Origin of the sequence: Rhizobium nepotum 39/7 (genome assembly GCF_000949865.1) — a bacterium.
GTDB classification, from domain to species: Bacteria; Pseudomonadota; Alphaproteobacteria; order Rhizobiales; family Rhizobiaceae; genus Agrobacterium; species Agrobacterium nepotum.
Genome location: NZ_JWJH01000002.1, coordinates 89,308 through 101,527, shown reverse-complemented (window position 1 = coordinate 101,527; position 12,220 = coordinate 89,308). Strand labels below are relative to the sequence as shown.

Genomic DNA, 12,220 nt, shown 5'->3' with positions numbered 1-12,220 from the left:
GCTTAAAAGTCTGCGGATGACTGAAATTCTGTTCTACCATCTGACGGAATCGAAGCTGGAGGATGCGCTGCCGCCTTTGCTCGAAAAATCGCTGGAACGCGGCTGGAAGGTCGCGATCCAGACGGTGGACGAGGAGCGGCGCGATTTCCTCGATGCGCATCTGTGGACCTTTCGTGACGACAGTTTTCTGCCGCACGCTACGGACACCTCCTCTGCGCCGCAGAGCCAACCGATTCTTTTGACCGCGTCGGATGCGAACGGCAACGAGGCCAATGTCCGCTTTCTGGTCGATGGCGCGGAACCACCGGCGGTGGAAGGTTATGAGCGCATCGTGTTCATGTTCGACGGATATGACGCCTACCAGCTCGAAATGGCGCGAAATCACTGGAAAAGGCTGAAGACCGAAGGTCATGCCCTGACCTATTGGCAGCAATCGCCGGAAGGCCGCTGGCAGAAGAAGGCCTGATCGCGGCCAACCAGCAGATATTGCCTGTGGGCAAAGGCCCAAACAAATAAGGGCGCGGCTGTTTCGTCAGCCGCGCCCTTTTTGATGTAATTCCGCCGCAAAGCGTTTCGGTGTCTCAGTCGTAGAAGGAATCCACGAATTTGTGGCGGCCGAGCAGGAAGGCGTCGGCCACATGGGTCAGCGGCGCAAGATCGACATCCGAGCGACCGGCCTTGATGATTTCCGCGAAACGCGCGTAAAGCGCCGGATATTCCCGCTCCGGCTCCGACAATGCCGGCTCGCCGTTGATCGACAGCTTCGCGCCACCCTCCGAAAGCACCATCTGTCCGGCCGCCGTTTCGGCAACGATATCCCAGCTCTGCTTGCCGGTCTGGCGCCAGTCGAATTCGGCGTGCACGGGCATTTTCGTCACGTCGGAGAAATGCAGCTCGGCGGCGATCGGGGCGTCGCGGTTTTCCGGAAACTCGAGCGTCGCCTTGGTCAGGAACAACGCGCGGGGCAGGATATGGGTGATGATGGACAGCGCGTTGATGCCCGGATCGAACACACCGAGACCGCCCGCCTGCCAGATCCATGCCTGGTTGGGGTGCCAGTGGCGCACATCCTCTTTCCAGATGACGTGCACGCTGTCGATTTTTGTCGAGGCCAGAAACGCCTTTGCAGCTTCCACGCCAGGTGCATAACGCGAGTGCCAGCTGGCAAACAGCGAAAGGCCCTTCGAATCCGCGAGGCGGACGAGATCCTGAACTTCCGAAAGCGTCGCGCCCGGCGGCTTTTCAAGGAAAACATGCTTGCCGGCATTCAGCGCCGCGTAAGCAGCCTCGTAACGGTATTGCGGCGGCATGCAAAGCGACACGGCGTCGATATCCTTTACCGCCTCCAGCATGGCCTCGATGGTGCTGTAGGAAGCGACGCCATCCACGGTGCCGTGGCGGCTGGCCGTGCAGATCAATTCGAAATCCGGATTGCCTGCGATGGCGGGAAGGTGCTGGTCGCGAACGATTTTGCCGACGCCGACGATGGCAAGCTTGGTGGCTGACATGGAGTGGAACCCGTTTAAGTGATGCGTGGGATAAAGTGTGATTTTACAAGTTTTTAGCAGAATCGCTCGAAGGAGCAAGGCGATCGTCCTTGCCGCCCCGTTCTTTTTTCGTGGTGCGCTACATCCTGATAGAACGTGGTGCGCCTGTTCCAGAACTGTGTAACGTTTGAATTTTACGAATATTTTCTGAAATTAAAAGCATTGTTTTTCGTAAATCAGTGGTTTTAATGGCAGAATTTTAAGTTATTATGGAGGAATATTCGCATGTAACTTTAGGTTTTGCTTGATTTCGATTTTGAAGAGCAAGTGCATGGTAGTTTTACTTAAGGATGATCGTTCGTCTGGCTTCGTTCGGAAAATCAACGAAAGCAATCATCAGTTCAATACATACGGTTTGATTTTCGGCGTCGCCGTCTACAATCTATACCTGTTCGTCGATACGAAACTGGTGCCGGAGATACTCTGGCTGGATGTGGTCGTCCGGTTGTTCGTCGTCACGCCGCTTTTGTTTCTTTATTTTCCCGCGCGCTATTATGCGGTGAAGGCGCGTCCGGATGCGATCGTGCATGAGGTTGTTCACGCGTTCGGTTGCATGCTTGTCGTTGCGTCGCTGATGTTCGTTTACGCCAAAGCGCAGACCTCGATGGCGAGCGAATATTACATGGGCATCGTCACCGTCATTCTTTATATGAACACGGTGCATCGCAAATCGTTTCTGCTCTCGGTCTTGGGAACGGTCGGTTGCCTGGGCGTTTTCATCGTCGGCATGCAATATGTGACGGTTACGAGCGAGGTGGCCAAGCTGCCGGCGATCATGTGCTCGGTCGGTGTCAGCATCGTTTCGCTGTTTGCGGCCTATCGCATCGAGCAGGTCGAACGGCGGGACTATCTGGCGTCGCTGCGCGAGAAGATGTTGCTGCAACGGATTCAAAACGCCAATCAGGAACTTCAGCAGCTTTCGAACACCGACCAGCTGACCGGGATTCGCAACCGCCGCAGCTTTGACGAGGCGGCGCGCGAGGCTTCCGGCGGCAATGGCAGGCCGCGGGCGCTTATCCTTGTCGATGTCGACTATTTCAAGAATTACAATGATTCAGAAGGGCATGTGGCTGGCGATGATTGCCTGCGCATGATCGCCGGCAAACTGCGCGGCGCGCTGCGCAAGGATGACGACAGGAGTTTCGTCGCGCGCTACGGCGGCGAGGAATTCGTGGTTTTGCTCGATAATTGCGGCGTGTCCGCAGCGCTTGCCGTTGGTGAGAGGCTGAGACTGGCTGTGTCCGAGGAGGCCATAGCCCACCCGAACCGCCCTGACGGGCGGACGATTGCCACAGTCAGTCTGGGCGTGGCGGTTTCCACCGACGGCAGGGAAATAATATACGAGATGTTGAACCAGGCCGACGTGGCGCTTTACGAAGCGAAGCGTCAGGGGCGCGACCGGCTGGTGCTTGCCTCCGGGCATCCGGGAGCGCTCGCTGCTCCAACGGATATCGTCGGCGTCGAAGCCGCGTCTGCAATATAGGCCGGCCGGAACGGTTGGCGATGTGTTTCGTCCTGCGTCAAAGCAGGATTTGTAAAGACCAGGCACCGGAACTCCGGTGCCTGAAAAATAATGACCGGGGGTTCTGCAGATGATGGAATTGATCGCCGCCCAAGCGGCCGCGTCGGCCGCCGAGCTTCCATTTCTGTTGCTCCAGGCAGCCGCCGTCGTCGGCATGGTATCCGTGCTGATCCTTCTGCGGCGAAACATAGCGCTCGATGATCCGCGTTATAAAATCTATTACGGCATCGTCTTTGGAGCGACCGGCTTTCTCTTGACGCTGCTGGTTTCCGAATTCATCAAATTGCCCTCCAAACCCTATATCCGTTCGGACCTGCTGTTTCTGGCCGGCGTATTGGGGTCCTGGCAGGGCGGGTTGATCAGCCTGGCGCTTATCTCCGCCGGTCGCCTTCTCTTCGGTGGCGTCACCCTGTTTTGGGCCGCCTTTCTGGATATGAGCGTCATCTCGGTTTTCGGGATTGTCATGTATGGCTGGATGCGCAGGCGCAGTCTCACCCAACTCGGAATTCGGGATATTTTCGGAGTTTTCGCCGTCAGGATTTTTGCAGCGTTGCTTGCCATTTGTTTGTTGTTCGGCTTGGGCATGGTGGACCAAACGCTGTTTTTAAGCGGCATCGGCCGCCGCACTGTCGGCGCGGTCGTCGGCCTGCCGATGATCGTCTGTCTGTTTCTTTTACTGCGCGGCGAGGCGCGGGCGCGTGAAGAGGTCAGGAAACGCGAAGCTGCGGCGCTGACGGATTCGCTGACGGGCCTGCCCAACAGGCGCGCCCTCAAGGATCATATCGAAACGGCGACGCGGCGGGAGCCGGCTGTTCCGCATGCTCTGGTTCTCATCGAAATCGTCAATATTGCCGACATCGCTGCCTGCGAGGGCGAAGACTGGGGCGATCTCTTCTGGCCAAGGCTGGCGCAGGAGGTCTGCGACGAGGATAACGGCCTGCTGTCAAAGGCCAATATGCCGCGCAGCTTCATGTTCGGCGACACGACGCTTGCAGTCGTCATCGAGGGGGTCGCGCTGGAGAGGTCGGAAAGTGCGAGGCTCATGATGCGTCTCCACGACGGGTTAAGTGCGTTTTGCCGGTCCACGGAAGCGGGTCCGGCGCCGCATCTGAAAATCGGTGCGGCTAATCTGGATATGCTCTCCCGGCAGAACGTGGCCTCTTTCCTCAGGCACCTTAGCCTGGCGCTGAAAGGAAGCGAAAATCCGGTGCAGATTTTCCCTTTTTCCTTCGCCGAGAAAGCGACACGGGACGAGGGTGTGCGGCAGATGCTGGTCAACTGGATCAAATGCGGCACCCCGCCAATATATTATCAGCCGAAATTCGAAATGCACAATCGCCGCATGATCGGCGCGGAAGCTCTTTTGCGGGCGGTCGATGCGCGCGGACAGCCGCTATCGCCCTATTATGTGCTGGAGATTGCCGAGCGGCACCGTCTGCTGGTGGAGTTCGAGTGGTCGACGATCGAAGCCGTGGTCCGCGACCTCAGCGGTCTGCGGGGTCTCGATCCGGACTTTCATCTGGCGGTGAATGTTTCCGCCTCGTCTCTTGCGACTACACATTTCGGAGACCGGGTCGTGTCGTTTTTGAACGAGATGGCGGTTCCGGCGCATCGCCTGTCGATCGAGGTGACGGAGATGAGCAGGATACCGGCGACCGACATCGTGCAGCACAATTTCGATAGGCTGAGCGAAGCGGGCGTCCGGCTGGCGCTGGACGATTTCGGCACCGGTTATGCGGCGCTTACCCTGCTTGCGCGGTTCCCCTTCGAGGAGGTCAAGATCGATCACTGGATGACGTCCCGGCTCGGACAATCACGGTTCAGGGACGCCATCGCGCTCGCCTTCGAAAGTGCCGAGCGCTATGGCGCGAAGCTCGTGACCGAGGGCATAGAAACGGAGGAGCAGAGCAGGCTCCTCATGCAGATGGGCATCCGCTTCGGCCAGGGATATCTTTATTCTCCCGCCGTACCGCTGGAGCGGTTGCAGCCTCGCAGGGAGTGCGCCTAGCACAGCGACGGGGAAACTCAGGTTCGTCCGACTATCGTTCCGGTTTCCGCACCACCATCGCCACGCATCACTGCGCCATCGCATCCTCATATTCGCTTGAAAGCAGCAGCCATTGCTCTTCCGCGTCCGAAAGTTTGCTGGCGGCCTCGCCGCGCTCTTTCACTTTCAGCGCGGCCTTGGCGGGTGCTTTTTCGTACAAGGCAGGATCCGCCAGTTCGGTGTCGAGCGCCTGAATCATTTTCTCAAGCTTCGTCGTCAGGGATTCGATTTCATTGATCTTTTTCTTCAGCGGGGCAAGCTGGGCGCGTTTTTCGGCATTGGCCTTGCGCTGGTCGGCTTTCGACGTCTGGTCGGCGGCGGCCTCCGTCTTCTCTTCCTTCTTTTTGCCGGAAGAAACGACGAGGTCGCGATATTCCTCCATGTCGCCTTCGAAGGTCTTCACCGTGCCGTCGGCCACCAGCCACAGGCGGTCCACGGTCGCCTCGATGAGGTGCCGGTCGTGGCTGATGAGGATGACGGCGCCGTCATAGTCGTTCAGCGCCTCGATCAGCGCCCGGCGGCTGTCGATGTCGAGATGGTTTGTCGGTTCGTCGAGGATGAGCAGGTTGGGCGCGTGAAAGGCCGCAAGCCCCATCAGCAGCCGGGCCTTTTCGCCGCCGGAGAGATCCTTCGCCGCCGTCGCCATCTTTTCCGTTGCAAGGCCCATCTGCGCCACCCGCGCCCGCACCTGTGCTTCCGACGCCAGCGGCATCAGCTTGCGCACATGTTCGACTGGCGTTTGGTCCGGCACGAGATCTTCGAGCTGGTGCTGCGCGAAGAAGCCGATCTTCAGTCCGGGAGCAATGCGAAGGTCGCCCGCCTGCGGGGCAAGCCGGCCGGAGATGAATTTCGCGAAGGTCGATTTGCCGTTGCCGTTGGAGCCGAGCAGAGCGATGCGGTCGTCATTGTCGATCCTGAGATTGAGCTGCTTCAGGATGGATTTGCCCGGCTCGTAGCCCACGGCACCGCCATTGATGGCGACGATGGGCGAGGCGGGCTGCTTTTCCGGCTCGGGGAATGTGATCGGCTGGACGTGATCCTCGATCACGGCGGCGACGGTGCCCATGCGCTCCAGCGCCTTGATACGGCTTTGCGCCTGGCGCGCCTTGGTGGCCTTGGCGCGAAAACGGTCGATGAAGCTTTGCAGGTGCTTGCGCGCGGCGTCGTTCTTGACCTTCGCCTTCATCTGCAATTCGTCGGCCTCGGCCTTCTGCCGCTCGAACTGGTCGTAACCGCCGCGATAGAAGGTCAGCTTCTTCTGGTCGAGATGCACGATGGAATTGACGGCATTGTTCAGGAGATCGCGGTCGTGGCTGATGATGATCACGGTATGCGGATAACGGCGGATGTAATCTTCCAGCCAGAGCGTGCCTTCGAGGTCGAGATAGTTGGTCGGCTCGTCGAGCAGCAGGAGATCGGGTTCGGCAAACAGCACGGAGGCAAGCGCCACGCGCATGCGCCAGCCGCCGGAGAAGGAGGAGGCGGGGCGAAGCTGCGCCTCGTGATCGAAGCCGAGACCGGCAAGAATGCTCGAGGCGCGGGCTTCCGCCGAATGCGCGTCGATATCGACGAGCCGCACCTGGATTTCGGCGATCCGGTGCGGATCGGTTGCGGTTTCCGCCTCGGAGAGAAGCGCGCTGCGTTCCTTGTCGGCGGAAAGCACGATGGAAATCAGCGATTCTTCCGTTCCCGGCGCTTCCTGCGCCACCTGGCCGATGCGCGCCAGTTTCGGGATCGTTACCGAACCGCTTTCCGCCGAAAAATCGCCGGTGATGACCCGGAACAGGGTGGATTTGCCGGCGCCGTTGCGGCCGACGAGGCCCACCTTCACGCCAGCCGGAAGCGTTACGCTGGCATGGTCAAGAAGCAGGCGCCCGGCGATGCGGGCGGAAAGATCGGTAATCGTAATCATGGCGCCGTTTTGGCCGAACTGCGTGGCCAAGGCAAGAGCGCCCGCGCCACACCGCAGCAGATATGCAGCTTCAACAGCCGAGCTGTGCCAGATAGCTGCTGCGGTTATGCTGCGCGAGGTCTCGGGAGTAGCCGATGACGCAATTGCGCGTGCCGCAGCGGGCCGATAGCAAAGCGAGTTCGGCATGGCCGAAAAACTCTGCGGATGTGGCGGTGCCGTCCACCGCCGCGACGCCGATTGAAACCGTCAGATGCTCGCCGTCGCCTTCACTGGTGACGAAGCGCAGCGCCTCCACGTTTTGCCGCAACCGTTCGGCAATCGCTTCTGCGGTGTTTTGCGGCACGCCGGCAAACAGAAAGGCGAATTCATTGCCACCGATGCGGGCAAGGAAATCGTCCTTCTTGATCGTCTTGCGGAAGAGTGCTGCCAGCCGCCGCAGCGCCTTGTTGCCGGCGGTGGGGCCGTATTTGCCGTTGATCTCGCGAAAATGGTCGATATTGAGCAATACGAGAGACGTGGCGGACGCCGCCTGATCTCCTGAAAATAGGTCGCCGAGTTTCTCGAGGAAAGCTGCCCTGTTGGGAAGCGTCGTCAGGGCATCACGCAGGGAGCTTGCCTGAAGTTCGGCCCGGCGTTTCTCAACCTCGCGGATTTTCATCAGTCCCATGGAGATGAAATGCCTGAGGCTGGTCTGTTCCTCGTGAATGTCGCCCATCAATTGCGCAAGCCGCTCCGGTGCCCGCTGCTCACGGTGATTTTCCTCGGAAAGGCTGGTGATGAATGTTTCGGTGCGCTCAAGACCGGCTTCCAGCCGCGCGGAAATCTGCTTGAGCGTTTCGAAGGCCTCGCTCGCCATCTGTTCCGCCTCGATTCGGGAGAAACCGGGCAGATTGTGTCGCTGGCCGACAAGATCGATTTCGTGCTGTTGCGGCGCGTTGCCAAGGGCGAGAATATCACGCCCCATCGCCGGGTTATGTCCCGACAATATTTCATAGATCAGTTCGTAGTTGCGCGGCAGAGGCGCAATATTCATCTTGTCGATGAATTGCGCGATTTTGGTAAAGACGAGACCGTTTCTTGCATATTCGCGCTTCTTATCGCCCGCTGATGTCGTCACTTACAGCCCCAATACCGATAGATTGCTCTGATGCACCGGCAATAACCGATTGTTGAATGTTGTTGTTCTTACAAGCAACGGTTTAAAATAGACTGAATCTGCGGAAATTTTCGTCAGCATAAGGCGTAAATTTCCCTTGTCGGGGAGGTCTGTGCGTCCGAAGCTTTTTTGATCGATAGTATGACAATTCATGATTTGATTTCAGACGATGACCGTTTTTATATCGCTTAGTCGATCCTGCAGAAGAAGGTGCATCCATGACGACCTCCAGAACCTTATATTCCCTATGCGGAAGTGATATTTCCCGGCCGTTTTCTCCCCATTGCTGGAAAACCGTGCTTTCGCTGGCGCATAAGGGGCTGGATTTCGAGGAGCGCCCCTTGCCCTTCACGGCGGTTCCCACGGTCGAGAACGGATTTTCGAAAACCGTGCCGGTCCTTCGTGACGGTGACCGGCTGGTGAGCGACAGTTTCGAAATCGCGCTTTATCTCGACGAGGCTTACCCGGAGCGGCCGTCGCTGTTTAACGGGGAGGGCGGCAAGGCGATGGCCCGTTTCGTCGAAAGCTGGTCGCAGACGGTGCTTCATCCGGCCATTGTCCGTATCGCCGTGCTCGATATCCACAACATGCTGGACGAACCGGATCGACATTATTTCCGCGACAGCAGGACAAGGATGCTTGGACGGCCGCTGGAGGATGTGGTGGCCAACCGCGAGGCGGAAATTGCAGCCTTTCCGGCGCTGCTGGCGCCGATCCGCCGCATGCTGAGCTTCCAGCCCTTCATCGGCGGCACATCGCCGCTATTTGCGGACTACATCGTTTTCGGCGCGCTGCAATGGGCGAGGATCACCACCGGGGCGGATCTGTTTTCTGAAAACGATCCGGTTCGGGACTGGTTCGAGGGTTGCCTCGATCTTCACGATGCGAGAGGCCGCAGTGTGACAGCGGCGTGAAATGTCTGCCGCCATTGTCGCAATGTGGTTGATCCCCCTTGTTTTCGGGACTTTGGGCGGGTAAAGACCGCCCACTTTCTCTATAAAAAGGAAACGGACACATGGCGATTGAACGCACATTTTCGATGATCAAGCCGGACGCAACCAAGCGTAACCTGACTGGCGCGATCACCAAGGTATTTGAAGATAACGGCCTGCGCATCGTCGCCTCCAAGCGCGTCTGGATGAGCAAGCGCGAAGCTGAAGGCTTCTACGCCGTTCACAAAGAGCGCCCCTTCTTCGGTGAACTCGTTGAAGGCATGACCTCCGGCCCGACCATCGTACAGGTCCTGGAAGGCGAAAACGCCATCCTCAAGAACCGCGAAATCATGGGCGCGACCAACCCGGCCCAGGCTGCTGAAGGCACCATCCGCAAGTCCTTCGCGCTTTCCATCGGCGAAAACTCCGTTCACGGTTCCGACGCTCCGGAAACCGCCGCACAGGAAATCGCCTACTGGTTCGCCGAAACCGAAATCGTCGGCTGATTCAAAATATCAACGGCTTGAATCGCCCTCTCAGGCGATTGCGTGAAGCCGCTGAAAAGACTCGATGAAACGGAGCCGAAAGGCTCCGTTTTTTTGTTCAGGATGCGGGGCAATCCTGAATGGGCCGCATGTCCACCGTGCCATCCGGTTTGAACACCTCCGGATTGGGCGTGTACAGCGGCCCGACCGTCAGCGGTTTGGCGGGAAGAAGCGACTGGTCCGTATCGGAGCGGATCGTGGTCTCTATCGTTTGCAGAAGATCGCCCTCCGGCCCTTTGATGCGGATGACGACCCTGTAGGGCCGGTCCTGCTTGATGCACTCTACCGGCGGGCTTTGAACGGTGATCTTCTCGTCTGTCGGAAAAATCTTCTCCCGGGTCGTCAACTCAGCGCCGCCGCGGGGATTTTCGAATGTCGCCTCCACCGTACTGCCATCGCGGATGGGAGCGACGCGCTGCAAGGTCACGAGATAGGTGGCGATTGCCACGCGGTAGTTGAAGACGAACATGCGGCCCGAAATCTTCGCGACCTCGCGTGGTTCGTCACGCTGGCAAGCGGAAAGGCCGAGCATCGCCGTGATCGCCAGCAATGGAAGGGCAATTCTGTTCATGTCCGCGCCTCCTTCTGCCGGTGATAGTGCCGGCTGGCTTTCCGCCGGTTGCCGCACACCGTCATGTCGCACCAGATCCGGCTCCGGTTCTTGCTGCGGTCGATGAATAGCCAGCCGCAATTGCCGCAAATCCGCAGCCGTTCCCGTGTGTCTGCCGCCAGCAGCGACAGGGCGGAATGGGCGGTCGCATTGCCGAGGCTTTCAGAGAGCGGAAACGACCGCAGCGCCGTGCCGCAGGCGAAGAGAAGCTCCGCCAGCCCGCCGTCATCATTGCCGCCACTGGCGATCGAAGAACGGAAATAACCGTCGATAGCCTCACGGAGTTCAAGAAGAACCGGCCGCTCTCCGGCTTCCGGCGCGGTGAGGGCGGGAAACCGGTCGCGCTCCGCACCTAGCCGTGTCGACGCCTCCGCGAATGCGACAATCTGCTCGGGTTCAGCAAAACGGTCGAGTGATTTTGTGGCGTCCGAGCGCAGGATGACGCTATTGGCGACATCAAGCGCCAATGCGCCGCCGGCGAAACGATGCTTTGTCCAGCGAAATGTCATGCCGTATATTATAACTGTCAAAACCATTTTTAACAGTTATAATATTTGTGGGAGGACGGCACGTGGCTTATTTCCTGCAACAATTGCTGAATGCCGTGCCGGTCGCCTCGCTTTATGCGGTTCTGGCCTTCGGCTACGCGATCGCCTTTTCGGTCACGAAGCGAGCCGATGTTACCTATGGGGCGATTTTCGCATTCGCCGGGCAGACCTGCCTGCTGTTTGCCGATTTCGGCTGGAACCGGCTGTGGCTGGTCTTGCCCGCAACGCTTGCTCTTGGGGCAGGCATGGGTCTGTTCGGCGGGCTGTGGGCGGCGGCCTTCGTCGGCAGGGCGGTGATGCGGCCGCTGGCGAAGGCTTCTCCGAATGCGGTGACCGTCGCGTCCATCGGCGTGCTGATCGCGCTCACCGAAAGCGCCCGCCTGACTGCTGGAACCCGCCAGCTCTGGCTGCCGCCGCTTTTGTCCGAGCCGGTGCGTTTCTGGGCGGATGGCAACTTCGCCGTTACGCTCACGCCGATGCAGATGCTCAACACGACAGCTTTTTGCCTGCTCGTTGTTGCAGGCGCACTTTATTTGCAGCGTTCCAGTTTCGGCAGGCGCTGGAGGGCCGTTTCGGACGATCCGGTTGCAGCCTCGTTCTGCGGAGTGAATGCGGGCAGGGTGTTCCTCGTGTCCTATTGCGCGGCAGGCCTCGTCGCTGCCATCGCCGGCGTGCTGGCCACGTTTTATTACGGCACCATGGATTTCGGAGCGGGTCTGGTGTTCGGCCTGAAGGTCGTGCTGATTTCGGCGGCGGGCGGTTATGCAAGCCCGCTCGTCTGTGCGCTGGGAGCCGCCGCCGTCGGTTTTGCCGAAACCCTGTGGGTCGGCTACGGCCCGGTCGTCTGGCGAGATGCGGCGGTTCTGGCGCTGCTGGTCGGTTGGCTGATCGTTATGCGCAGCAGGGTGGAGCCGCCTTGATACGAAGCTTCACCGCCACTTGTCCCTGGCGGTGTCGTCGGTTGCCTTTGCCGCAACCCAGTCACCCGTTGTCCCATCCTTGCCGTGTTCCTTCTTCCAGAATGGGGCGGACGTCTTGAGATAGTCCATCACGAAATTTGCGCCGTCGAAGGCGGCCTGCCGGTGGCGTGCGGCGGCGATGACGAGGACGATGTTCTCGCCGGTGGCGATCTTGCCGTGGCGGTGGATGGCGGTGAGGCCGAGAAGGCCGAAACGTTCGATGGCGAGTTCGGCGATACGGATTATTTCCGCCTCCGCCATGCCGGGATAATGTTCGAGTTCCAGCGCCGCGAGCGTGCCGCCATCGTCGCGGCAAAGGCCGGTGAAGGCCACCACCGCGCCTATGCTCTTGTCGCCTTCCGTCAGCCGGCGGGTTTCTTCCGCAGCGTCGAAATCCTGTGGCTGCACCCGGATTGTCGGCTTGACGGCTGACTGCATCCGC

The 12,220-nt window shown here is 59.3% G+C and carries 12 protein-coding genes; 6 read left to right on the top strand and 6 right to left on the bottom strand.

Features of this window, described 5'->3' with window-relative positions:
• Positions 1 to 16 precede the first annotated feature (16 nt).
• The gene (locus RS75_RS02080; protein WP_045016875.1) at positions 17 to 466 is read left to right on the top strand and encodes a DNA polymerase III subunit chi; all 450 of its coding nucleotides are present in this window, start codon (positions 17 to 19) and stop codon (positions 464 to 466) included.
• 115 nt (positions 467 to 581) lie between these two features.
• On the opposite strand, the gene RS75_RS02075 is transcribed toward RS75_RS02080, so the two are convergent.
• Positions 582 to 1,508 carry a Gfo/Idh/MocA family protein gene (locus RS75_RS02075; protein ID WP_045016873.1) on the bottom strand — a complete coding sequence of 309 codons (927 nt, stop codon included), beginning with the start codon at positions 1,506 to 1,508 and terminating at the stop codon, positions 582 to 584.
• 310 nt (positions 1,509 to 1,818) lie between these two features.
• Between RS75_RS02075 and RS75_RS02070 the strand changes: the two genes are divergently transcribed.
• Both RS75_RS02070 and RS75_RS02065 read left to right on the top strand, forming a co-directional pair.
• Positions 1,819 to 3,030 (top strand): GGDEF domain-containing protein, encoded by a 1,212-nt coding sequence (locus tag RS75_RS02070; protein ID WP_045016871.1) that lies wholly within the window; start codon positions 1,819 to 1,821, stop codon positions 3,028 to 3,030.
• Positions 3,031 to 3,139: 109 nt separating this feature from the next.
• Positions 3,140 to 5,077 (top strand): EAL domain-containing protein, encoded by a 1,938-nt coding sequence (locus tag RS75_RS02065; RefSeq protein WP_045016868.1) that lies wholly within the window; start codon positions 3,140 to 3,142, stop codon positions 5,075 to 5,077.
• 67 nt (positions 5,078 to 5,144) lie between these two features.
• On the opposite strand, the gene RS75_RS02060 is transcribed toward RS75_RS02065, so the two are convergent.
• Together RS75_RS02060 and RS75_RS02055 are read right to left on the bottom strand one after the other, a co-directional pair.
• Positions 5,145 to 7,028: an ABC-F family ATP-binding cassette domain-containing protein gene (locus tag RS75_RS02060; protein WP_045017297.1), complete on the bottom strand. Its 1,884-nt coding sequence runs from the start codon at positions 7,026 to 7,028 to the stop codon at positions 5,145 to 5,147.
• Between the two features lie 70 nt (positions 7,029 to 7,098).
• Positions 7,099 to 8,145: a GGDEF domain-containing protein gene (locus tag RS75_RS02055; protein WP_045016865.1), complete on the bottom strand. Its 1,047-nt coding sequence runs from the start codon at positions 8,143 to 8,145 to the stop codon at positions 7,099 to 7,101.
• 257 nt (positions 8,146 to 8,402) lie between these two features.
• Here RS75_RS02055 and RS75_RS02050 point away from each other — a divergent pair, with 257 nt between their 5' ends.
• Together RS75_RS02050 and ndk are read left to right on the top strand one after the other, a co-directional pair.
• Positions 8,403 to 9,098, top strand: coding sequence for a glutathione S-transferase family protein (locus tag RS75_RS02050; protein WP_045016863.1), 696 nt, complete (start codon positions 8,403 to 8,405; stop codon positions 9,096 to 9,098).
• Between the two features lie 101 nt (positions 9,099 to 9,199).
• Positions 9,200 to 9,622, top strand: a complete 423-nt coding sequence (gene ndk / locus RS75_RS02045) for a nucleoside-diphosphate kinase (RefSeq protein WP_003502118.1) — start codon at positions 9,200 to 9,202, stop codon at positions 9,620 to 9,622.
• Between the two features lie 97 nt (positions 9,623 to 9,719).
• Here the strand turns inward: ndk and RS75_RS02040 are convergent, their stop codons facing one another.
• Both RS75_RS02040 and RS75_RS02035 read right to left on the bottom strand, forming a co-directional pair.
• Positions 9,720 to 10,232 carry a hypothetical protein gene (locus RS75_RS02040; RefSeq protein WP_045016861.1) on the bottom strand — a complete coding sequence of 171 codons (513 nt, stop codon included), beginning with the start codon at positions 10,230 to 10,232 and terminating at the stop codon, positions 9,720 to 9,722.
• Positions 10,229 to 10,780, bottom strand: coding sequence for a CGNR zinc finger domain-containing protein (locus RS75_RS02035; RefSeq protein ID WP_045016859.1), 552 nt, complete (start codon positions 10,778 to 10,780; stop codon positions 10,229 to 10,231). The genes RS75_RS02040 and RS75_RS02035 overlap by 4 nt, the downstream gene beginning before the upstream one ends.
• A 62-nt stretch (positions 10,781 to 10,842) precedes the next feature.
• Here RS75_RS02035 and RS75_RS02030 point away from each other — a divergent pair, with 62 nt between their 5' ends.
• Positions 10,843 to 11,739, top strand: coding sequence for a branched-chain amino acid ABC transporter permease (locus tag RS75_RS02030; protein WP_045016857.1), 897 nt, complete (start codon positions 10,843 to 10,845; stop codon positions 11,737 to 11,739).
• Between the two features lie 9 nt (positions 11,740 to 11,748).
• On the opposite strand, the gene RS75_RS02025 is transcribed toward RS75_RS02030, so the two are convergent.
• Positions 11,749 to 12,216, bottom strand: coding sequence for a molybdenum cofactor biosynthesis protein MoaE (locus RS75_RS02025; protein WP_045016854.1), 468 nt, complete (start codon positions 12,214 to 12,216; stop codon positions 11,749 to 11,751).
• Positions 12,217 to 12,220 lie beyond the last annotated feature (4 nt).

What these genes read in the sequence shown, in the direction of transcription:
- RS75_RS02070 (WP_045016871.1), top strand. Translation starts at nt 1,819, where the DNA reads ATGGTAGTTTTACTTAAGGATGATCGTTCGTCTGGCTTCGTTCGGAAA.
- RS75_RS02035 (WP_045016859.1), bottom strand. Translation starts at nt 10,780, where the DNA reads ATGACATTTCGCTGGACAAAGCATCGTTTCGCCGGCGGCGCATTGGCG.
- RS75_RS02025 (WP_045016854.1), bottom strand. Translation starts at nt 12,216, where the DNA reads ATGCAGTCAGCCGTCAAGCCGACAATCCGGGTGCAGCCACAGGATTTC.
- RS75_RS02060 (WP_045017297.1), bottom strand. Translation starts at nt 7,028, where the DNA reads ATGATTACGATTACCGATCTTTCCGCCCGCATCGCCGGGCGCCTGCTT.
- RS75_RS02080 (WP_045016875.1), top strand. Translation starts at nt 17, where the DNA reads ATGACTGAAATTCTGTTCTACCATCTGACGGAATCGAAGCTGGAGGAT.
- RS75_RS02065 (WP_045016868.1), top strand. Translation starts at nt 3,140, where the DNA reads ATGATGGAATTGATCGCCGCCCAAGCGGCCGCGTCGGCCGCCGAGCTT.
- RS75_RS02040 (WP_045016861.1), bottom strand. Translation starts at nt 10,232, where the DNA reads ATGAACAGAATTGCCCTTCCATTGCTGGCGATCACGGCGATGCTCGGC.
- RS75_RS02050 (WP_045016863.1), top strand. Translation starts at nt 8,403, where the DNA reads ATGACGACCTCCAGAACCTTATATTCCCTATGCGGAAGTGATATTTCC.
- RS75_RS02075 (WP_045016873.1), bottom strand. Translation starts at nt 1,508, where the DNA reads ATGTCAGCCACCAAGCTTGCCATCGTCGGCGTCGGCAAAATCGTTCGC.
- ndk (WP_003502118.1), top strand. Translation starts at nt 9,200, where the DNA reads ATGGCGATTGAACGCACATTTTCGATGATCAAGCCGGACGCAACCAAG.